16 protein-coding genes are annotated in these 20213 nt (G+C 64.3%); 2 read left to right on the top strand and 14 right to left on the bottom strand.

The annotated features are described in order from the left end of the window. Positions 1 to 107: 107 nt before the first annotated feature. The 5 genes from HIM68_RS01725 to dapE are packed head-to-tail and all read right to left on the bottom strand — an operon-like array spanning position 108 to position 4642. Positions 108 to 1343, bottom strand: a complete 1236-nt coding sequence (locus HIM68_RS01725; protein WP_139466935.1) for a hypothetical protein — start codon at positions 1341 to 1343, stop codon at positions 108 to 110. Further along, positions 1340 to 1675 (bottom strand): DivIVA domain-containing protein, encoded by a 336-nt coding sequence (locus HIM68_RS01720; protein ID WP_172169115.1) that lies wholly within the window; start codon positions 1673 to 1675, stop codon positions 1340 to 1342. Before HIM68_RS01720 ends, HIM68_RS01725 begins: the two co-directional genes overlap by 4 nt. A 35-nt stretch (positions 1676 to 1710) precedes the next feature. After that, complete coding sequence (gene folP / locus HIM68_RS01715) at positions 1711 to 2610, bottom strand: dihydropteroate synthase (protein ID WP_216656715.1); 900 nt, start codon at positions 2608 to 2610, stop codon at positions 1711 to 1713. Beyond that, entirely contained in the window at positions 2607 to 3470 is an 864-nt protein-coding gene (locus HIM68_RS01710) for a TIGR00730 family Rossman fold protein (RefSeq protein ID WP_172169112.1), read from the bottom strand. Before HIM68_RS01710 ends, folP begins: the two co-directional genes overlap by 4 nt. A gap of 5 nt (positions 3471 to 3475) precedes the next feature. After that, positions 3476 to 4642 (bottom strand): succinyl-diaminopimelate desuccinylase, encoded by a 1167-nt coding sequence (gene dapE, locus HIM68_RS01705; protein WP_172169109.1) that lies wholly within the window; start codon positions 4640 to 4642, stop codon positions 3476 to 3478. A 41-nt stretch (positions 4643 to 4683) separates the two neighbouring features. On the opposite strand from dapE, the gene dapD reads away from it, so the two are divergent. Beyond that, a complete protein-coding gene (gene dapD / locus HIM68_RS01700) occupies positions 4684 to 5628 on the top strand; it encodes a 2,3,4,5-tetrahydropyridine-2,6-dicarboxylate N-succinyltransferase (RefSeq protein WP_139907645.1) in 945 nt (314 codons plus the stop codon). A 609-nt stretch (positions 5629 to 6237) separates the two neighbouring features. Here the strand turns inward: dapD and HIM68_RS01695 are convergent. The 3 genes from HIM68_RS01695 to fdxA form a co-directional block, all read right to left on the bottom strand. After that, positions 6238 to 7521 (bottom strand): citrate synthase, encoded by a 1284-nt coding sequence (locus HIM68_RS01695; protein WP_101544913.1) that lies wholly within the window; start codon positions 7519 to 7521, stop codon positions 6238 to 6240. Positions 7522 to 7755: 234 nt separating this feature from the next. Then, positions 7756 to 8877, bottom strand: a complete 1122-nt coding sequence (dapC, locus tag HIM68_RS01690) for a succinyldiaminopimelate transaminase (RefSeq protein WP_172169106.1) — start codon at positions 8875 to 8877, stop codon at positions 7756 to 7758. A gap of 3 nt (positions 8878 to 8880) precedes the next feature. Then, positions 8881 to 9207: a ferredoxin gene (fdxA, locus tag HIM68_RS01685; protein ID WP_025776980.1), complete on the bottom strand. Its 327-nt coding sequence runs from the start codon at positions 9205 to 9207 to the stop codon at positions 8881 to 8883. Positions 9208 to 9397: 190 nt separating this feature from the next. On the opposite strand from fdxA, the gene HIM68_RS01680 reads away from it, so the two are divergent. Continuing rightward, positions 9398 to 10483: an N-acetyltransferase gene (locus HIM68_RS01680; protein ID WP_139907636.1), complete on the top strand. Its 1086-nt coding sequence runs from the start codon at positions 9398 to 9400 to the stop codon at positions 10481 to 10483. Positions 10484 to 10516: 33 nt separating this feature from the next. On the opposite strand, the gene HIM68_RS01675 is transcribed toward HIM68_RS01680, so the two are convergent. From HIM68_RS01675 to HIM68_RS01650, 6 genes are all read right to left on the bottom strand, one after another. Continuing rightward, positions 10517 to 12277 carry a VanW family protein gene (locus HIM68_RS01675; RefSeq protein ID WP_253903685.1) on the bottom strand — a complete coding sequence of 587 codons (1761 nt, stop codon included), beginning with the start codon at positions 12275 to 12277 and terminating at the stop codon, positions 10517 to 10519. 48 nt (positions 12278 to 12325) lie between these two features. Then, the gene (locus HIM68_RS01670) at positions 12326 to 13645 is read right to left on the bottom strand and encodes a PIG-L family deacetylase (RefSeq protein ID WP_172169103.1); all 1320 of its coding nucleotides are present in this window, start codon (positions 13643 to 13645) and stop codon (positions 12326 to 12328) included. Positions 13646 to 13697: 52 nt separating this feature from the next. Beyond that, entirely contained in the window at positions 13698 to 15608 is a 1911-nt protein-coding gene (typA, locus tag HIM68_RS01665; protein WP_139466927.1) for a translational GTPase TypA, read from the bottom strand. A 106-nt stretch (positions 15609 to 15714) separates the two neighbouring features. Continuing rightward, the gene (locus tag HIM68_RS01660; RefSeq protein WP_172169100.1) at positions 15715 to 17637 is read right to left on the bottom strand and encodes an ABC transporter ATP-binding protein; all 1923 of its coding nucleotides are present in this window, start codon (positions 17635 to 17637) and stop codon (positions 15715 to 15717) included. After that, complete coding sequence (locus HIM68_RS01655; RefSeq protein ID WP_139466925.1) at positions 17637 to 18668, bottom strand: ABC transporter permease; 1032 nt, start codon at positions 18666 to 18668, stop codon at positions 17637 to 17639. The genes HIM68_RS01660 and HIM68_RS01655 overlap by 1 nt, the downstream gene beginning before the upstream one ends. Next, a complete protein-coding gene (locus HIM68_RS01650) occupies positions 18665 to 20209 on the bottom strand; it encodes an ABC transporter permease (RefSeq protein WP_139907628.1) in 1545 nt (514 codons plus the stop codon). Before HIM68_RS01650 ends, HIM68_RS01655 begins: the two co-directional genes overlap by 4 nt. Positions 20210 to 20213: the final 4 nt, after the last annotated feature.

Genomic DNA, 20213 nt, shown 5'->3' with positions numbered 1-20213 from the left:
TTCACACCAGGTGGACCGAATGATGTACCTACGATTATTCCATGATCCGCGCGTTCCCGGTAACTCTCCCGCCCAACGGACGGTCACGGCGGCAGATCAGCAGGCGATCACGGCGGCAGATCGGCCGGCGGAGTGAAGTGCCACAGGTAGGCGACCCATACGATCTGAAGCAGGATATAGGCCACCAGCATCGCGGCCCGATAGCCTCGTGAGCGCACCAGCGACAACGTCAGGGCCAGCGGGAACAACGGCAGCAGCAGACGCAGGGTGGAGGTCTGCGGATTGAAGAAGATGAGCAGATACAGGCCGTACCCGAGGCAGAACAGCTGCAGTGTCCGTCCCATATGCGCTCCCGCCGGGGAGAAGATCAACGCGAGCATTCCGGCGACGACGATGACGAGAAGCACCGGACCGAGCGGACCGATGAGGCTGATCGACCGAGCCACCCACTGGACGACGAACGTGGTCTCGCCGGTGTGCCAGGCCGCCTCGGTGTCGGTATAGGCCGTCAGCGATCCGGTTGCCCACCAGGCATGGACCGGGTGGATGAGGGCCGCTGCGCAGGAGAGCACACCCAGGGCCCAGGACCGGATCACCTCGCCGGTCGGATACGGATCGCTGCGGCGGCGGAGGAAGCGGTCGATGAGGTGGAAGAGCATGAAGAACGAGAACGCCACGCCGATCGGCCGCGACAGATCCATGAAGACGACGACCGGGATCGCCGTGAGATAGCGGCGTTCGACGACGAGGAACAGCGCCGACGCCTGCAGCAGGAGGGTCAGTGATTCGGCATAGCCGGTGGAGAAGATCGCGGCCGGTGGGAAGAACATCACGAGCGCCAGGCCCATCAGCGCCTGACCGGCATCGACGTACTTCCGGAAGAGGTGGAGGATGACGATCGAGGCCAGACCGGCCGCGATCGTGGACACGATCGGCGAGATGACTTCGTAGCTCAGCCCCGTGAGGTCGGCCAGAGTGGACACGATCGAGGGGTGCAGCGGATAAAACGCCCACTGGTTCTCCGCGACCGCTCCGGATTCGTCGACGGGCAGGATGCGGGGATAGCCCTCATCGGCGACGCGCCCGTACCAGCCGCCGTCCCAGAAGTTGAGGAAGTCATTGAGCGTCGTCGTCACAGGCGACGACGACCAGTTCGCCGGGTCCTGCCGTTTGAGGACTGCGGCGAAGATCGACATGCTCACGACGCGGGAGGCGAAGTACACTGCCACGGCCTGCAGCCACACGGGCAGAGCCATGAACAGTGCGCCGAGGCGGCTGAAACGGGAGGAGTCGAAGACTTCGGGGGCGAGGGTGATTCCGGGGAGGTCTGCGGGGCGGCTCATCGTGGTCCGGCAGCCGTTTCCGGTCCGTCAGGTGAGGTTGTCGGTCTGGTGGGCGATGCCGCCTCGGCGGGGGCGGCTGCGGTTTCGAGTTCGCTCAGGCGTGCCCGCAGCATCGCCATGGCCGCGTCGACGTCTTCCATCCGGTAGCCGAGCAGGGCGGGCCGGAACCGCACCGATTCCAGGTCCTTGACGGTGAACTCCGCCGGCAGCCCGGTCCAGCTCTCTTCGGCCTCGTCGACGGTTTCGGAGGAGAAGACGTTGAAGGTCGCTGCGACGACGAATACGAGGACGAAGACCGCAGCTGCGACACCGATGACAATCCACAGAGGCATGCCCCCATTTTCGCATAGGCGCCTGCACGGAAGGCTCAGCGCAGTCCGCGCACGGTGTGTCTCGGCGCCGCTTCGCCGGTGATCGCCACGGTCACGTCGATGGCGTCGGCAGTGGCCCTGACATCGTGGGTGCGGATCATCGCCGCTCCCTTCTCGACGGCCAGCGCGGTCGCGGCGATCGTTCCGTACAGCCGGTCCGACGGGGCGACCTCACCGATGGCCTCACCGACGAAATCCTTGCGTGAGATCGCCAGCAGCACCGGATAGCCGGTGGCGGCGAATCGGTCGAGTTCACGCAGCAGACGAAGCGAGTGGTACGTGTTCTTCCCGAAGTCGGGAGTGGGATCGATGATGATCCGGTCTTCGCGCACCCCTGCTGCACGCGCCGCCTCGGCGAGGTCGATGACGCCTGCCAAGGTGGAATCGACGACGTCACCGGCCTTTAGGCCATAGCGGTTGCGGTGGGCGTCGGTGCGCGGATCCAACCCCCCTGTGTGGGAGCAGACGATGCCGACATCATGTCGGGCGGCCACCTCGGCGAGCTTCGGGTCGATCCCGGCCCAGGTGTCGTTGAGCAGTCCCGCACCGGCCCTGCAGGCAGCCTCGGCCACTTCATGGCGCCAGGTGTCGACGCTGATGAGCACGTGCGGGTGGGACCTTGCGACTGCTTCGATGGTCGGGCACACGCGGTCGATCTCCTCGGCCACGGAGATCTCCCGTCCGCGGCCGGCGCGCACTCCCCCGATATCGACGATCTGAGCACCCGCCGAGGCGGCCGCCTCCACCGCCGTGATCGCCTCGTCGAGGGTGGCGGCGGATTCGTAGAACGAATCTGTGGTGCGGTTGATCACGGCCATGATCGCCGGGGTTCCGGGCCGAGCCCGGGCCAGATCGAACCGTTCGCCCTCCGGCACTGATGAGATGTCGCCCCTCATGGTCGACCGTTCGCAGGATTCGCCGCGGCCGAGTCCTGGCCGTGTCCCGGTCCGATCGCGGCGACGACTTCGTCGATGTCATCGGTGAGGGTGAACATGTTCAGGTCTGTTTCGCTGATCGTCCCTGCGGCCAGCAGGGTGTTCTGCATCCAGTCGACGAGCCCGCGCCAGTAGTCGGTCCCGAAAAGCACGATCGGGAATGAGGTGATCTTGCCGGTCTGGACCATGGTGAAGGCTTCGAACAGCTCGTCCAGAGTGCCCAGGCCTCCGGGCATGACGACGAATCCGCGCGAGTATTTGAGGAACATGGTCTTGCGGACGAAGAAGTAGCGGAAGTTCACGCCGAGTTCGACATGCTGGTTGAGTCCGGTCTCGAAGGGCAGCTCGATGCCCAGCCCGATGGACACTCCCCCGCCCTCGCAGGCACCGAGGTTGCCGGCCTCCATGATTCCGGGTCCCCCGCCGGTGATGATCGCATTACCGTTCTCGGCGATGCGGCGAGCGATCTCGCGGGTGTCCGCATAGGCCTGGGTGCCGGCTTTCAGACGGGCTGAGCCGAAGATGGACACTGCCGGTCCGATCTCGGCCAGCGAGCCGAATCCTTCGACGAACTCGGCTTGGATGCGCATGACACGCCACGGGTCCTCATGCACCCAGTCGGTGCCCGACTTCGATTCGAGGAGGCGCTGGTCCGTCGTCGTCGCCGGCACCTGGTCACCGCTCAGCCTCAGCGGGCCCTTGCTGTAGAAGCCCGGGTCACCTGTTGGGTCGTCTCCCCGGTCGCCTGTCTGATCGTCGGCGGAAAGGCGCCCGGGAGCACTCGAAAGCTCGCCATCGACGTCGTCTGTCGCTCTGGTCATCTCGTTCACCGGCCCTGAAGGTAGCTGCGCAGAGTTGCGGTGGCCTGTTCCACCTCGGTGACTCTCACATGCTCGTCCGACTTATGGGCGTACAGAGGGTTGCCGGGACCGAAATTCACCGCCGGAACGCCGAGGGCGCTGAACCTGGACACATCCGTCCAGCCGAGCTTCGGTGCCGGGGACAGACCGAGGGTGTCGATGAAGTCCTGGGCGATCGCCCGGTCGAGTCCGGGGCGGGCCCCCTCGGCGGCATCGGTGACGACGACGTCGAATCCGGTGAAGAGCTCGCGCAGGAAGGATTCCGCCTCGGCGGCCGACTTGCTCGGAGCGAAGCGGTAGTTCACGGACACCACGCACTCGTCGGGCACGACGTTGCCGGCGACTCCCCCGCGGATGTTCACGGCGGACAGGGATTCGCGGTAGTCGAGCCCATCGACCGTGACGGTGCCCGTCTCGAATTCGGCGAGCCGGGTGAGGATCTCGGCGGCAGCATGGATGGCGTTGACACCCATGAAAGCACGGGCCGAGTGGGCCCGGACTCCGGTGGTGGTGACGTCGACGCGGATGGTTCCGTTGCAGCCGCCTTCGACGGAGGCGTTCGAGGGTTCGCCGAGGATCGCGAAGTCACCGGCCAGCCAATCGGGATGGTTGCGGGAGACGCGGCCGAGTCCGTTGAGTGAGGCATCGACCTCCTCATGGTCGTAGAAGACCCAAGTGACATCGCGGTTCGGACTGGTCAGCGCGGCCGCGGTGGACAGCTGCATCGCCACTCCGGCCTTCATATCGCAGGCACCCCGCCCCCAGATGACCTCATCATCGGGGTAGTCGTCTCCGGACATGTGGGTGCGTACGGGCGGAAGGTTGTCTTCGACGGGAACGGTGTCGAGGTGGCCGGCGACGACGATGCGCTCGGCCAGCCCCAGGTTCGTGCGAGCGATGACGGTGTCTCCGTCGCGGAGGATCTCCAGGTCCGGTCCCGGACCCGCGCTGATCCTCTCCAGCACAGCGACGACGGCATCGGCGAGGACGGTTTCGTTCCCGGACACGGATTCGATGGCGCACAGTCGGCCGGTGAGTTCGGCCGGGTCACCCACCGCGGCGAACAGGTACTCGCCGAGGTCGCCGACGGGCGCGAATATGGCATCAGTCTCAGCAGATGGATCGACAGTCATGTCTCTTAGCCTAGTACGGCGCCACCGTCTAGGCTTGAGGCATGACAGAACGCATCGTTTCCGCACGTGGACTCGCCACGATCCATTCCGACACCGTCCTCTCCGTCTGGTACCCGGTACTGAGCACCGGCGATACCCACGACACCGCCGAGGCGGCCGCCACCGCTCGCGCCGCCGACGACGGTCTCGACGCTCTGGAGGGCACCGATGAAGCTCGCGGCACCCGCTCAGAGGTCGTCACCACCACGATCGATCTCGACGCCGGTCCCGCCTCGGCGGCCGACGCCTACCTGCGTCTGCACGCACTGTCCCACCGCGTCGTGACCCCCAACGACGTCAACCTCGACGGAATCTTCGGCCATATCGCCAATGTCGTGTGGACCTCCTTCGGCGCCTGCTCCCCCGAGGACTTCGAGGCCACTCGCGCCAAGCTCCTCGCCCGCGGCCCTGTTGCCGTGTACGGGCTCGACAAGTTCCCGCGGATGACGGACTTCGTCATCCCCTCCGGTGTGCGCATCGCCGACGCCGACCGCGTCCGCCTCGGCGCTCACCTGGCTCCCGGCACCACCGTCATGCACGAAGGCTTCGTGAACTTCAATGCCGGGACTCTCGGTTCGGCCATGGTCGAAGGGCGCATCTCCCAGGGCGTCGTCGTCGGGGACGGTTCCGACATCGGCGGCGGAGCCTCGATCATGGGTACGCTCTCCGGCGGCGGCACGCACCGCATCTCCATCGGCTCGGGCAGCCTGCTGGGTGCGAATGCCGGTGTCGGCATCTCCATCGGCGATGACTGCATCGTCGAAGCCGGTCTCTACATCACTGCAGGCACTCGCGTGACGGTCCCCGGCGAAGACGATGCCGTGGTCAAGGCCGCCGAGCTCAGCGGGAAGAACAACATCCTCTTCCGCCGCAATTCGGTCACCGGCACCGTCGAGGCGATCGCTCGCGACTCCAAGGGCATCGAGCTCAACCCCGACCTCCACTGAGTCAGCCTCCGGCGACCGGCGAAACGGGTCTCATCGACCGACCTGCCGTTCGCAGCGACAACGCGCCGCGGCACTGCGGAGTTGCGGCGTTACGGCGCTGCGGAGTTGCGGCGTTTTAGCGCTGAGCTGACGGTGAGGCTGACGCCGAATCGCCTGCGCCGAGTACACGAGGGCGCGTTCACATCATGTGGGCGCGCCCTCAGCGCATTCACCTCCTCGCCGACGCCAGGCGTCCCACATGCTTCGCGGCGAGTCACCCTGCTGGCGGCAAAACACCTCGCGCGTGCCATGACGCCCCGTTCCTGCAGGGGGTTGTGGAACGAAGGGTGATGGATGCCCAGGTACGTGTAGGAGAAGCCTCCTGCGGCGCATAGTGGCACTACCGGTGCGGGAGGCCGAACGAAGGACCTCGGTGAGGAAGAGTCGGCGGCGGGAGGGCTGGCGGAGAAATGCACCTGCGGAAAAGGCAGCGCGGAACGGCGCAGCCGGTGCGGGGGAAAGGGCGGCAGCGCGGGACGGACCTGGGCAGTTACGACTGTGCCGGGCAGGTGAATGCACAACGGCGCCGGGCAGACGAATCTGCTCCGACGCCGTTGCGTCCGCCGGGACTCAGCGTTCGCTGATGTCCTTGTAGTTCCGGTTGTATTCGCCCGTGTAGATCTGTCGGGGACGGCCGATCTTCGTCTCGGGGTCCTTGATCATCTCGCGCCACTGGGCGATCCAGCCGGGCAGGCGACCGACCGAGAAGAGCACGGTGAACATATTCGTCGGGAATCCGAGAGCCTTGTAGATGAGGCCCGTGTAGAAGTCGACGTTCGGGTAGAGCTTGCGCTCGACGAAGTAGTCGTCGGCCAGCGCGATCTCTTCGAGCTGCTGAGCCAGTTCGAGCAGCGGGTCGCCGCCGGACCGCGCGAGAACCTCGTCAGCCGTCTTCTTGATGATCTTCGCGCGCGGATCGTAGTTCTTGTACACGCGGTGACCGAAGCCCATGAGACGGACGCCGTCTTCCTTGTTCTTCACGCGTTCCATGAACTTCTTCGGTCCGTCATCGGAGGCCGCGATCTGCTCGAGCATCTCGAGCACTGCGGAGTTCGCGCCGCCGTGCAACGGTCCGGCCAGGGCGTTGACGCCGGCCGAGATCGACTGGAACACGTTGGCCTGCGACGAGCCGACGAGGCGAACCGTCGAGGTCGAGCAGTTCTGCTCGTGATCGGCGTGGAGGATGAACAGCTGATCCATGGCCTTGACCGCCAGCGGATCCGGTTCGTATTCCTCAGCGGGAACGCCGAAGTTCACTCGCAGGAAGTTCTCCACGAGGCTCAGCGAGTTATCCGGGTGGATGACCGGCAGGCCCATGTTCTTCCGATGCGCAAGTGCCGCGATGGTCGGCATCTTCGCGAGCAGACGGAACGACGAGGTGTCGATCTGGTCTTCGTCAAAGACGTCGAGGTCATCTTGGTAGAACGTCGACAAAGCCGCGACGGCAGCTGCAACCATAGGCATCGGATGAGCGTCGTACGGGAACGCTCGGAAGAAGCGCCGCAGGTCCTCGTGGACGATGGTGTGTCCGCGCAGGCGAGCGTCGAAGGCATCGTACTGTTCCTGAGTCGGCAGCTCACCGTAGATGAGGAGGTAGCAGACTTCGACGAAGTTCGACTGTTCCGCGAGCTGTTCGATCGGGTAACCGCGGTACTGCAGCTCACCGTTGTCACCATCGATGTAGGTGATGGACGACGAGGTGGTTGCAGTGTTGGCAAACCCTGGATCGTATGTGACCGCGCCGGTCTCTTTGAGCAGAGAACCGATACGGTATCCGTTGTTGCCCGCTGTTGCTGACACCTCGGGCAGTGTCAGCTCCGTATCAGCGATCCTGAGGTTCGCCTCCGAAGTCATTCGATCTCCTCACCGTTGACCGACCCCAAGAACTTCCTGAGGTGTTTTGCACAGTTCTTTCAAAGACTACCGACAACTGCGGGAATCAGAAAATCACTGCACGCTTCATTTACTGGCTGGTAATACGTCTGACCAGGGCAGACAACAGTTTTTCGCCCTGCATGAAGTCTTAGCAGGAACTTAGCGGACGCTCGGAAACCGTCGACTTCCTCGCACCGTGCCCAGCCCTCGCAATCATCTCGCGGCGGCCCGAAGACGCTCGGCCGCGGCTCGAATGCGTTCGTCGGTGGCGGTCAGCGCAATCCGCACATGGTCGGCAGCCGCCGCTCCGTAGAACTCTCCGGGACCCGCCACGATGCCGAGTTCGGCAAGGTCAGCCAGGGACTCCCAGCAGTTCTTGTCCGCGGTCGACCACAGGTAGAGACCGGCAGTCGAATGGTCGATGCGGAATCCGTACTCTTCGAGACCAGTTCGCAGCTGCTCGCGTCGTGACCGGTAGGTCTCCTTCTGCGCCAGCACGTGTTCGGTGTCGCGGAGTCCGGCGACCATGGCTTCCTGAATCGGGAACGGCACGATCATTCCCGCGTGCTTGCGTGAGCGGGTGAGATCTGAGATGAGCTCGGCATCACCGGCGACGAACGCCGCGCGGTAGCCGGCGAGGTTCGACTGCTTCGACATCGAGTACACACTCAGCACACCGGCATTCGACTCCCCCGCGGCTGCAAGTACGCTCGGCGCCGGCTCATCGGATTCCCAATTGAGCAGTCCGTAGCATTCGTCCGATGCGACGACGACTCCGGCGGCACGAGCACGGCGAACCACCTCGGCGATGGTGTCGACGTCGAGGACCTCACCGGTCGGGTTGCTCGGCGTGTTGATCCACAGCAGACCGACACCGTCCAATGACTCCCCGTCGACGATCTGCGCGGCGTCGAGACGGCGGCATTCGACACCAGCGATCGTCGCACCCATCTCGTAGGTCGGGTAGGCAGCGGAGGGACAGGCGACGGCCAGTCCTCGCTCGCGCAGTCCCAACAGGGTCGGCAGCCAGGCTACGAGCTCCTTCGAGCCCACAGTCGGCAGGATCTCCGTGGCGGGATCGAGCTGAACCGAGTGCCAGTTCTCGTACCACCAGGCGATGGCTTCACGAAGCTGTGCGGTTCCGGCAGTCGTCGGGTAGCCGTGCGCATCCCCTGCGTCCGACAGCGCACGCCGGATCACCTCGGGGGTGGGGTCGACCGGAGTGCCGATGGAGAGGTCACACACTCCGTCGGGATGCTCGGCGGCCCGGTTGCGGTATTCCGTGAGACGGTCCCAGGGGTAGTCCGGGAGGTTGAGTCCGAAGGCGTTCGTCATCGGTCAGTCGTCGTGGTTCTGCGGCGGCAGGGCGGAGATGATCGGATGGTCCTTGCCGGTGTTGCCGAGCTTCGCGGCACCGCCGGGCGAACCGAGGTCGTCGAAGAATTCGACATTGGCCTTGTAGTACTCTTCCCACTCATCGGGCACATCGTCCTCATAGAAGATGGCCTCGACGGGGCACACCGGTTCGCACGCACCGCAGTCGACGCATTCGTCGGGGTGGATGTACAGGCTGCGTTCGCCCTCGTAGATGCAGTCGACGGGGCATTCGTCGATGCAAGCCTTGTCCTTGAGGTCGACACAGGGCTGGGCAATGATGTACGTCACTGGGCTGACTCCTCGAAAGACTCACAGATGGTGCGCATATACATCCCACAATACGCCTTCGCCCGATTCCCGTGACCACCGGTCTCAAGTGATTCGCATTGCATCTGACATCCCTGACCACGCCTGCACCCGACCGGGGCGCGCGTGTCATAGGGTGGGAGGGCATCAATTTCGCGGAGGAAGGCCAGAAGTGGACGATCTGCAGCCCGGCAGACGAGTGGTCGTGCGGTATTCGCTCGCACCCGGTGACACCCATTCGACGTCGGATGCCCTCGGCGTCGTCACAGCCGTCGACGAGGCGGGGCTCGAGATCGATACGAAGCGCGGTCCCCTGCGCATCGCTCGCGCCCAGATCCTCCTCGTCCACGAGGTGCCCCCGGCTCCGACGAAGGCCGGGCGCACGCATGAGATCGTCTCCGCCGTGGATCTGCGGCGCATCTCGGCCGCCGCCTGGCTTCCTCACGACGTGTCCTGGCTGCACGTGGAGAATCTGCGCAACGAAGGCACCGAGGCGGCTGCCGAGGTCAGTCTGCTGCAGAAGGGCTGGCTGTTACGCCATTCGGAGTCCGCGACCCGGCGCGCCAATTCCTGCCTGCCCGTGACCGACACCGGACTCGGGTGGGAACAGGGCCTCGACGCCGTCGAGGAATGGTATCGGACCCGAGGCAGGCCGAGCCGCGTCCAGATCTATTCCGCTGACGATTCCTCGACGCTGGCACCCGAATGTGAGGGGCTCGCTCCCCTGCTCTCGGCTCGCGGCTACACCCCTTCCGAGGCCACACTTCTGCTCACAGGCGCCACGGCAGAGGCAGCCGGCGGTGCATCCTCCCCCGCCGAGGCGGCCGCGGCCGGACTGATCGTCGACGTCTCCGATGCCCCGACCTCCGAGCATTTCGCCGCATGGACGTCGCAGCGCAACCCCGGTGAGGAACCGGGTTCAGCTGAGGCGTTCAAGACGCTCATCGAAGCCGATCAGCCGTGTGAGTTCGTCACCGCCTACGCCGAGCATCCCGATGGGTCCCGGACTATGGTGGCGGCCTGCAGGGTGGTCGAGCGCAGCAAATGGGGGGTCATCACCAACCTCATCACCCGTCCCGATCTGCGCAGACGCGGTGCCGGACGTTCGGTGGCCGCAGCCGCGGCAGCACTGCTCGCTCAGCGCGGGGTCAGGTCCTACCTCGTCGACGTCGAGTCGAGCAATGAGGCATCACTGGGCCTCTTCGCCTCTCTCGGAGCCGCAGTGCGTCACCGGTCCTGGTACGCCGAAGCACGCTGACCGGTCAGCCGGCCGGAATCCAGCGGGGAGGGCTCAGCCCTTGCACTCGACCTTGTTCACCGGCCGGTAGACCGTGGTGAAGCCGTCCTTCGTGGTCTTACCCGAAGCGATGTCTTTCATGGTCCGGGTGATCCGGATCGACCAGCCGCCCTTCGGCGACTGAGGGGAGCAAGAAGGCCCGCTTTCGGTGACCGACCCCGGTGAGGTGTGGTTGAACCGGTCCGAGGCGTCGGCCGACACATCGTACTTCTTGACGCCGAAGACCTTCGCGTGGACCTCTCCGTCTTTGAGGTACATGTCGAGGACGACCGGAGTCTTCGAGTTGTTCGTGAACTTCATATCGATCGACGACCAGTCGAGGGTCGACTCGCGGCCCTCCGGGTAGCGGGAGATATAGCGCGAATGCGCCTGGTGTTCGTCGAGTTCGAAGCCGGCGAAGAACGCTGCATTGAACAGGGTCGTCGACACCTGCGAGACGCCGCCGCCGTAGTCTTCCTTCATCTGCCCTTCGGAGATCACGCCGGCAGGTTTGTAGCCGTTTGCGGCGGTGCGCTGGCCCAGAGCTTCATTGAGGGAGAACTGCTCACCGGGCTTGAGAACCGTGCCGGAGACCCTCTTCGCGGCCACCCGCAGGTTCGTATCGCGGTTGGGTTCGGAGCTGTAGCCGGTGGAGAAGTGGGACACGGTGTCGGAGACATCGGCCTTCTTCGCGTCCTTCGTCGTGAACTCGGGTTTGACCGAGGCCAGAGTGACCGTGGGCTTGTCCTCCTTGCCGTTGATGGCGTCGGTGACCGCGGCGGTCAGTTCCTTGGCCTTGATTCCGATTCCATCGCGGGATGGCACGACCTCGGGCTTGCCGTCCTTGATCTCGAAACTCGCGTCTTCGGCCGGTCGTCCGATGTCCTTGTTCGCGGCCAGCACGGCCTTCTGCAAAGCCTCCTGATCGAAGACAGGCTTGAGCTTCGAGTCCTCGGCTTTGAACGTCAGAGTCTTCGCGACGGTCTTCGGGGACACGGTGAGGTCACCGCCCTTGACCTCCGAGTCCGCATCCTTCGCAGGCTTCGCCGTGATCGTGAGGTCCTTGCTCACGGCGTCTTTCGCAAATCCGTCGGCCATGTCTTCGGCTTCGGACGTGGTGATATCGGGATCGACGCTCTTCGGACTGACCGGGAGAGCATCCTCGGTGCGCAGCCAATGATCGTCGACGGCGGTGCGCACGGCGGCGGTCTCGACGGTCTGGCCGATCTTGCCGTCCTTGACCTTCGGTGTGGTCTTGTCGAACTCGAGTTCGGCGTCCTTGGGATCCACGGCCAGGGATTCCGTGACCTTCGCAGTCTCCTTGTCGAACTTCTCCTCGTCGACCTCGATGACGGGATCGACTTCGTCCTCGCCGAACAGGCGGTCCCAGATGACGGTGGGGTCGAGGCTGAAGCCGGTGATGCGCTCGACTGTCGCTTCCGCGTCGAAGGTGATTCCGGCCTTCTTCGGGTCGAGCTTCGCCGTCGGTTCTCCGGCCTTCAAGACGATGTCCTTCTCCGCGTCATCGCGCAGGTCGTTGCGCAGGGTGTTCTCGGCGTCTGTCGCGGACTTGCCGCCGATGTCGATTCCGGCCACGGTCGTCCCCGGTGCGAGCATGCGACCGCTGAAGAAGCCGATCACCACATAGATGGCGGCCAGCACGACGACGGCCACGAGGATGAAGGGCCAGACCGACTTCTTCCGGGCAGCGCTGCCGGACGGGTCGGGCCCGCCTGCGTTCGAGGTTCCATCGGACAGGGTATTGGTCGGCATCATTCTCCCGAGGGTGTCGATAACGACTGATTCGGTGCGGTTCGCACGAGTCTAGCGAGTGCGATCGTGCCCGCGCACGTTGATGAAGGAGAAGACGGCAGCCAGGACCATCGGTCCGAGCAGCCACACAACGGAACGCAGCAGTCCGGTGACGATCATATCGGCGCCGGGCAGCCACTTCGGCTGGCCGAAGACGAAGGACAGTACGGCGATGATCACGGCGGCGACCAGCATCGGGGCGCTGCTGCGATACATCGTCTTCAGGTGCCACAGCCCCGCAGCGGCCAGAGCCAGGGCCAGCACGAGTCCCCACGGCAGGATGATCGGGGTCTCGCCGAGGTTGACCACCGTGACGTTGAGGTGCTGCATGGTGCCGAGGAACGCGATGAGCAGTCCGAGCACAGCGGAGTGGAGGTAGGCGAAGATTCCGGGCTTCCGCGGTTCCCGTCGCCGTCGCAGGGACTGAGCCGCCGCGTTCTCCTGAGCTTCGACCGCTGCGACATCGAGGCCGGTGAGCACGTGCGGGGCCGGTCCGGTGTTGAGGATCTCGGATGAGATCGGAGTGCCTGCCCCGATCGAGAAGTATTCGCGATCGCCGATCTTCTGACCGACGCCGTTGGACAGAGCGAAGAAGCCGCCCGACACACTTACCTGCGTGCGGTGAGCTTCCAGCGCTGCCCGTTTCGCCGGCAGCACCGCGCTGACGTCCTGGTCGATGACGATCTGACCGACCGGCGGTTTGGCCGGGATCGTGTCGGCGGGGGCGAATCCGGTGTCTGCGAAGCCTGCCTGGTGCGGATCGAACGAACGGCGGGCCACCTCGGTGGGGGTGTCGACGTAGAGCAGTCGACCGGTCCGCCATTCGGCGAAGTCGATTGCCGCGGTCGTGGCCTCGTGCACCCGCACGTGGTCGGGGTGACCATAGCCCCCGTTGGCGGCGTAGGTGATGATCGCATGCGGTTCGAAGGCGTCGATGACGGCGGCGATGTGTCTGGCCACGGTCGTGATGTCGGCTGCGCACAGAGCGTTGTCGGTCATCGATGCCGCGGGTCGAGCGTGACCGTCCGGTCCCCATTCCATTCCCGAATCCTCGAAGGTGCGCGTGGTCCCGCCGAGGAAGGTGTGCATACGCACGCCGAGAGCACGCATCGCCTCGGCGATCTCCTGCTCCCGGACCCGGGCGAGACCGGCCCGGTCGCCCTCGAGCTGCTTCAGCTCTGCGGGGATGACCTCGCCGCCCTCACCGCGGGTGGCTGTGAGCACCATGACCTCGGCACCCTCGGAGACCAATTCGGCGATCGTGCCGCCCGTCGTGATCGTCTCATCGTCGGGATGAGCGTGCACGAAGAGGACGCGTGGCGTAACAGTCATTGGTTCCTGGGTGCTCGAGGTCATTCGGTGCTGCCGGATCAAGGAATCCGGCTCAGGCGTTCTGGCGGCGCATCTTCGCGTAGAGCTTTGCGCGTTCCTTCTGATCGAGTTCGACCTTGCGGATGCGGATGGCACCCGGGGTGACCTCGACGCATTCGTCCTCACGAGCGAACTCGAGGCTCTCCTCGAGGGTCAGCTTGCGCGGCGGAGTGAGGTTCTCGAAGCTGTCGGCAGAAGCCGAACGCATGTTCGTCAGCTTCTTCTCCTTCGTGATGTTGACGTCCATATCGTCGGCGCGCGAGTTCTCGCCCACGATCTGGCCTTCGTAGACCTCGGAGGTCGGTTCGACGAAGAAGGTACCGCGGTCCTGCAGGTTGATCATCGCGTACGGGGTCACTGTTCCCGCGCGGTCGGCCACGAGAGATCCGTTGATGCGGAACTCGATGTTGCCGGCCCACGGTCCGTATCCGGCCGAGATCGTGTTCGCGATACCGGTGCCGCGGGTCTCGGTGAGGAACCGAGTGCGGAATCCGATGAGGCCGCGAGCGGGGACCTTGAACTCCATCCGCACCCAGCCGGTGCCGTGGTTCGTCATGGTCGACATGACACCCTTGCGGGCAGCCAGCAGCTGGGTCACGGCGCCGAGGTAGTCCTCCGGCACATCGACCGTGAGCTCTTCGAAGGGCTCATGGACCTTGCCGTCGACCTGTTTGGTCACAACCTGAGGCTTGCCGACCGTGAGTTCGAATCCTTCACGGCGCATCTGCTCGACGAGGATGGCCAGAGCCAGCTCACCGCGACCCTGGACCTCCCAGGCGTCGGGGCGTTCGGTCGGGACGACCTTGAGCGAGACGTTGCCGACGAGCTCCTGGTCGAGGCGGTCCTTGACCATGCGGGCGGTGACCTTCGTGTTCTTCTCACGGCCGGCCAACGGGGAGGTGTTGATACCCACGGTCATCGAGATCGCCGGATCGTCGATGACGATCGCCGGCATCGGCTTCGGATTGTTGATGTCGGTGAGCGTGTCACCGATCATGATGTCGGGAATGCCGGCGACGGCGACGATGTCACCGGCCGAGGCCTCCGTGGCGGGCACCCGGTCGAGACCCTGGGTCTCGAGCAGTTCGGTGATCTTCACCGAGCTGATCTCGTCACCGCGGGCCCAGGCGACCTGCTGCCCCTTCTTCAACGTGCCGCCGAAGATGCGCAGCAGAGCCAGACGGCCGAGGAACGGCGAGGCGTCGAGGTTCGTGACATGTGCCTGGAGGATGCCGTCGGAGTTGATCTCCGGTGCCGGGATCGTCTCGAGAATGGTCTTGAACAGCGGTTCGAGGTCGGGGTTGTCCGGGACCGCTCCATCGGCGGGCTGTTCGAGGGAGGCGGCACCTGCCTTCGCGGCGGCGAAGACGACGGGCACATCGAGGACGGAGTCGACGTCGAGGTCGGGGACTTCGTCGGCGAGGTCGGAGGCCAGACCCAGGAGCAGGTCCTGAGCTTCCTCGACGACTCCGTCGATGCGGGCATCGGCACGGTCGGTCTTGTTGATCACGAGGATGACGGGCAGCTTCGCGGCCAGCGTCTTGCGCAGGACGAAGCGGGTCTGCGGCAGCGGACCTTCCGATGCGTCGACGAGGAGGACGACGCCGTCGACCATGGACAGTCCGCGCTCGACCTCACCACCGAAGTCGGCGTGCCCGGGGGTGTCGATGACGTTGATGACGATGGGGTCCTCGCCGGCCGAGGGACCGTTGTAGAGGACGGAGGTGTTCTTCGCGAGAATGGTGATGCCCTTCTCACGTTCGAGGTCGCCTGAATCCATGACGCGTTCGGCGAAGTCGCCGTGTTCGCTGAACACACCGGTCTGCCGGAGCATGGCGTCGACCAGCGTGGTCTTGCCGTGGTCGACGTGTGCGACGATTGCTACGTTTCGGCGGTTTTCCCGTCGTGTGATGGCTTCAGTCATCAAGAACCTTTTTGAGATAGAGAGATCGGTCCAGCCCGGACCCAACAGACAATTATACGGCCACCCGCACGCTCTCGCGTGCAGGTGGCCGTCAGCTTGGGCGGACTCAGGCGTTCATCGTGGCCTCGAGAACCGCGTCTCTGGCCTCCCGACGCTTGCGTTGCTCCTGCGGATCCGGAACGGGAACCGCAGACAGCAGACGCTGTGTGTACGGGTGGACGGGGTTCGACACGACCTGTGAGGACTTGCCGATCTCGACGAGGTAGCCGTGGCGCATCACCGCGATGCGCTCGGCGATGCGCTCGACCACGGCCAGGTCGTGGCTGATGAACAGACACGCGAAGCCGTATTCCTTCTGCAGGCCTTCGAACAGGTCGAGGACCTTCGCCTGCACGGACACGTCGAGGGCCGAGGTCGGCTCATCGGCGATGAGCAGCTTCGGGCGCAGGGTCAGGGCACGGGCGATGCCGATGCGCTGTCGCTGACCTCCGGAGAGCTCATGCGGATAGCGGTTGCGCATAGAAGTCGGCAGTTCGACCGCGGTCAGCAGCTCCTCGACCCGCTTGCTCAGCTCCGGCCCTTTCATCCCCTCGTGGAGGTAGAGCGGCTCACCGATCGACTCTCCGACCGGCAGTCGCGGGTTGAGCGAGGAACCGGGATCCTGGAACACGATCCCGACTTCCTTGCGCAGGGGCCTCATCTGCTTATTGCTCAGGCCCTTGATGCTCGTGCCGTTGACGACCATGTCGCCTTCAACGGTGGGCAGCAGCCCGAGAGCGGCGCGCCCGATCGTGGTCTTGCCCGACCCCGACTCCCCCACCAGGCCCACGACTTCGCCGGGGGCGATCATGAGATTGATGTGATGAGCGGCGCGGAAGGCCTTCTTCCGTCCGATTGCGGGGTACTCGATCGCGGCGTCACGCAGCTGCAGGGCAGAGGGCTTCGAGAAGTCCGCCTGCGAACCTGGATGGTAGTACGTCTCCGTGGAGTCCATCTCGATATCGGGACGGTCCTGCGCGGTCACCTGAGCGCGAGCCTCGGCCACGGCCATATCGGCAGCCCCGGCCTCGGAGAGACCGTCGCCACCTACGGCGGAGTCCGGTGCGCCGACCGGGTCATCGGCGTGCGAGGCCTGATCGGAAGTGATATCGGACAGCGAGGCCTCGACATCGTCGATGCTGCCGCCGAATGCTTCGCTGTCGGTACCCTCACCGAGGTGGGGAACAGCCTCGAGGAGCTGCTTCGTATACGGATGCTGCGGGTTGTAGAAGATCTCCTCCGCGGTACCCGATTCGACCACCTTGCCGGCGCGCATGACGATGATGCGATCGGCCATATCCGCCACCACGCCCATATCGTGCGTGATGAGGATGATGCCCGCATCGAGCTTCGACTTCAGTTCGCGCATGAGCATGAGGATCTCGGCCTGCACCGTGACGTCGAGCGCCGTGGTCGGCTCATCGGCGATGAGCAGCTTCGGCTGACAGGCCAGAGCCTGCGCGATCATGATGCGCTGACGCTGACCGCCGGAGAGCTGATGCGGGAACGAATGGAACCGATCCTCCGGATCAGGGATCTCCACCAGCCGCATGAGCTCGAGCGCCCGTTGCTTCGCCTCACTGGGACCGATGTCGAGGTGGACGCGCAGCGTCTCCACGATCTGGTACCCCGCGGTGTATACCGGGTTGAGCGCAGTCATCGGCTCCTGGAAGATCACGGAGATGTCATTGCCGCGCACGGCCTGCATCTTCTCCGGAGGCATGCCGATGAGTTCGCGCCCATTGAGCTTCGCTGAGCCGGTCGCACGGCCGTTGCTCGGCAGGAGGCCGAGCAGTGACATGCTCGACTGCGACTTTCCGGAGCCGGACTCGCCGACGATCGCAAGAACCTCGCCGGCATTGACTGTGTAGTCGAGGTGTTCGGCGGCCATCCACCATTCGTCGCTGACCCAGAACTGGACTCCGAGGTCATTGACCTCGAGGATCGGGGAGCCCGTCTTCGGCTGGGCCTCTGCTTTCTTCTCAGCCATCACTTCGCCTCTTTCTGTGCCATGCGCTCGGCCTTCTTCATCTTCCTCCAACTCGGGATGGTCTTCATCCGCGGGTCGAACGCGTCTCGCAGACCGTCGCCGATGAAGTTCACACACAGAGCGATGACGATGATGAACAAGCCGGGCCACCAGAACAGCCACGGGCGAGTGGCGAAGGAGGTCTGGTATTCGCTGATGAGCTGTCCCAACGAGATGCCGGGCGGTTTGATGCCGAAGCCGAGGTAGCTCAGCGAGGCTTCGAGCACGATCGCCTGACTCATGATCAGCGTCGTGTTGACGATGATGACGCCCATGGCATTGGGCAGCATGTGCTTGAACATGATCCGGAAATCGCTGGCCCCGGCCACGCGGGCCGAATCGACGAACTCCCGTTCGCGCAGCGACATGAAGTCACCGCGGACGAGACGTGCAAGACCCACCCAGAGGATGCAGCCCAGCGCCACACCGAGCAGCGGGCCGTTCGCTCCGCCGACGAGCACACCGAGGATCGATCCGACCACGATGACCGGCAGGATGACGAAACCGTCGGTGATGCGCATGAGCACCGAATCGACCCAACCGCGGTAGTAGCCCGCAACAGCACCGACGACCGTGCCGATGATCAGGCAGACGATGCCGATGATGAACATGACGACGAGAGAGATCTGTGTCCCTTTCATCACTCGGGAGAAGTTGTCACGACCGATCTCATCCTGACCGAAGGGATGATCACCGAGTGAGAAGAAGTTCGCAAACGACCAGGTCGGGGCTCCGCCGGGGTTGACCACGGGCCCGGACGCCGTATGACTGAACTTCCACCAACCGGGGATTCCCGCAAATCCCTGTGCGCTGAAGGCGAAGATGGCCACGAGCACAAGGACGACGATGGAGATCATCGCGCCTTTGTGACGGAGGAATTTGCGCAGGACGATCTTGCCCTGGGAAAGACCTTCGGTCTCCTTCGACTCGATCGCATTGTCCCCGACTTCGTCGAGGGCGAGAGCGTTCTGTTTGTCGTTGTCAGTACTCATGCGTTCACTCGGATTCTCGGGTCGAGGACGGCATAGAGGAAGTCCGCGACCAGGTTGGCGATGATAGCGAGCAGGCCTGTGATCAGGATGTAGGCCATGACCGGGTCGAGCTCTGCCTGTCTCAGCGAATCGATGAAGAGCTTGCCCATGCCGTTCCAGCCGAAGATCGTCTCCGTGATGACGGCACCGCCGATCATTGTGATGATGTCGACGGGAACGACCGAGGCCAATGGCAGCAGCGCATTGCGCATAGCGTGCCGCATGATCACCGTACGTTCGTTGAGACCTTTGGCTCGTGCCGTGCGGATGTAGTCCTGGCCCAGGACCTCGAGCATCGAACCGCGGGTATAGCGGGTGTACGAGGCGAAGGAGATGAGCACGAGAGCGATCGACGGCAGCAGCAGGTGAGTGAACGAGTCGAGGTTCGTGATCCAGAAGTCGCCGTCGATATTCGGCGCCGATGCACCGATCGTCGCGATCGGACGATTGTTGATGGCCGGGTCGTCCGAATACTCCTGCCAGCCCTGCAGCACACGGTCGGCGAAGATGAGCACTGCCACGATGATGGCCGTGAAGCTCGTCGTGCGCGCGGTATCCCAGGGATCCGGGCCTCGGAATGCCAGACCGATGCCGACGGCGACGGCGATCGCAACGATGAAGAGCCCGAACATCCACAGCCAGTTCATGTCGACGTAGTAGAAGAGGTTCATCAGCGGCCAGTAGAGCAGCGCGCCGACGGCCACCGTGATGAGTGTGGCATAGAGCACGCGGCGGTTCTTCAGGCCCGTCGACAGGTACGTCATGACGATGGCCGCACCGGCGCCGATGACGACCACGCCGAGGAGGCCGATCGTCGGGTGCTGCATCCAGCCGCTGGCGAGGATGTAGTAGATGGTGCCGAAGGTGATGACCGCTGCGGCGACGAAGGTGATCACGCGACGCTTCGCGCTGCCGCCGAGCGCACCCATCCAGAACAGCCCCATGGCCACACAGCCGATGATGATCGGCCACCAGGATTCCAAGGTCGGATCGTTGATGAAGTTGTTGATGTCGATCGCTCCGTACTGCTTGAGCAGCACCGCCACCCAGAAGACGGGCAGCGAGTAGAGGAGGAACGAGACGAAGGTGATGAAGTAGTCGAAGCCCGAGTACTGGCGGATGGCCGAGATCATGCCGACGGCGATGCCGAGGATGATGGCCACGATCGTCGAGGCGGTGATGAGCTTGATCGTGTTGACGATCGCGCCCTGCAGCTGTTCGGTGACTTCCTGACCCGACTTCCAGGCGATGCCGAAGTCACATTGGCCGATGGCGCAGCCGCCGACTCCTGCCAACCACTTGAAATACCGGACGATGGCCGGAGTGTCGAGGTCGAGGAGACGTCGACGCGACTCGTAGAGAGCTTCGATGTTCGGTGATGTGCTCGCGCGCAGGTCCCAGAAGAAGTCGAGCGCGACGTTGAGGAGCAGGTAGAGGACGAAGGTGACGACGAGGAGCACGAGCGCTGTCGACAGCAATCGTCGGAGGATGAATCTGATCATGATG

This window comes from Brevibacterium sp. CT2-23B (genome assembly GCF_013168765.1).
Taxonomy (GTDB): domain Bacteria; phylum Actinomycetota; class Actinomycetes; order Actinomycetales; family Brevibacteriaceae; genus Brevibacterium; species Brevibacterium sediminis.
Note: the sequence above shows the minus strand (reverse complement) of the source record. Positions and strands in the feature narration are given on the sequence as shown.

What these genes read in the sequence shown, in the direction of transcription:
- HIM68_RS01710 (WP_172169112.1), bottom strand. Translation starts at nt 3,470, where the DNA reads ATGACCAGAGCGACAGACGACGTCGATGGCGAGCTTTCGAGTGCTCCC.
- HIM68_RS01650 (WP_139907628.1), bottom strand. Translation starts at nt 20,209, where the DNA reads ATGATCAGATTCATCCTCCGACGATTGCTGTCGACAGCGCTCGTGCTC.
- HIM68_RS01720 (WP_172169115.1), bottom strand. Translation starts at nt 1,675, where the DNA reads ATGCCTCTGTGGATTGTCATCGGTGTCGCAGCTGCGGTCTTCGTCCTC.
- HIM68_RS01660 (WP_172169100.1), bottom strand. Translation starts at nt 17,637, where the DNA reads ATGGCTGAGAAGAAAGCAGAGGCCCAGCCGAAGACGGGCTCCCCGATC.
- HIM68_RS01675 (WP_253903685.1), bottom strand. Translation starts at nt 12,277, where the DNA reads ATGATGCCGACCAATACCCTGTCCGATGGAACCTCGAACGCAGGCGGG.
- dapE (WP_172169109.1), bottom strand. Translation starts at nt 4,642, where the DNA reads ATGACTGTCGATCCATCTGCTGAGACTGATGCCATATTCGCGCCCGTC.
- HIM68_RS01670 (WP_172169103.1), bottom strand. Translation starts at nt 13,645, where the DNA reads ATGACTGTTACGCCACGCGTCCTCTTCGTGCACGCTCATCCCGACGAT.
- typA (WP_139466927.1), bottom strand. Translation starts at nt 15,608, where the DNA reads ATGACTGAAGCCATCACACGACGGGAAAACCGCCGAAACGTAGCAATC.
- dapD (WP_139907645.1), top strand. Translation starts at nt 4,684, where the DNA reads ATGACAGAACGCATCGTTTCCGCACGTGGACTCGCCACGATCCATTCC.
- HIM68_RS01725 (WP_139466935.1), bottom strand. Translation starts at nt 1,343, where the DNA reads ATGAGCCGCCCCGCAGACCTCCCCGGAATCACCCTCGCCCCCGAAGTC.
- dapC (WP_172169106.1), bottom strand. Translation starts at nt 8,877, where the DNA reads ATGACGAACGCCTTCGGACTCAACCTCCCGGACTACCCCTGGGACCGT.
- folP (WP_216656715.1), bottom strand. Translation starts at nt 2,610, where the DNA reads ATGAGGGGCGACATCTCATCAGTGCCGGAGGGCGAACGGTTCGATCTG.
- HIM68_RS01695 (WP_101544913.1), bottom strand. Translation starts at nt 7,521, where the DNA reads ATGACTTCGGAGGCGAACCTCAGGATCGCTGATACGGAGCTGACACTG.
- HIM68_RS01655 (WP_139466925.1), bottom strand. Translation starts at nt 18,668, where the DNA reads ATGAGTACTGACAACGACAAACAGAACGCTCTCGCCCTCGACGAAGTC.